Below are 442 nucleotides of genomic sequence, written 5' to 3'. Positions count from 1 at the left end.
AAGCCGGACCTGCTGATCGGCGTCGGCGGCTGCGTGGCGAGCCAGGAAGGCGCGTCGATCGTCGCGCGCGCGCCGTACGTCGATCTCGTGTTCGGCCCGCAAACGCTGCACCGCCTGCCGCCGATGATCGACGCGCGCCGCGAAAGCGGCCGCGCGCAGGTCGACATCACGTTCCCCGAAATCGAGAAGTTCGACCATCTGCCGCCCGCTCGCGTCGAAGGGCCGAGCGCGTTCGTGTCGATCATGGAAGGCTGCTCGAAGTACTGCAGCTACTGCGTCGTGCCGTACACGCGCGGCGATGAAGTGTCGCGCCCGCTCGACGACGTCTTGACCGAGGTCGCGGGCCTCGCCGACCAGGGCGTGCGCGAAGTCACGCTGCTCGGCCAGAACGTGAACGCCTACCGCGGCGCGATCGCGGCCGGCTCGGCCGAGATCGCCGATT

1 protein-coding gene is annotated in these 442 nt (G+C 69.5%); it reads left to right on the top strand.

The window, feature by feature from the left end; genetic code table 11:
* Nucleotides 1–442 (top strand): radical SAM protein (locus J5M67_RS28695; RefSeq protein WP_207888711.1); only part of this gene is annotated, 442 nt, incomplete at both ends.

It is taken from the genome of Pseudomonas sp. 30_B (assembly GCF_017491605.1).
Taxonomy (GTDB): Bacteria; Pseudomonadota; Gammaproteobacteria; order Pseudomonadales; family Pseudomonadaceae; genus Pseudomonas.
This window is presented reverse-complemented; position numbering and strand designations above follow the sequence as displayed.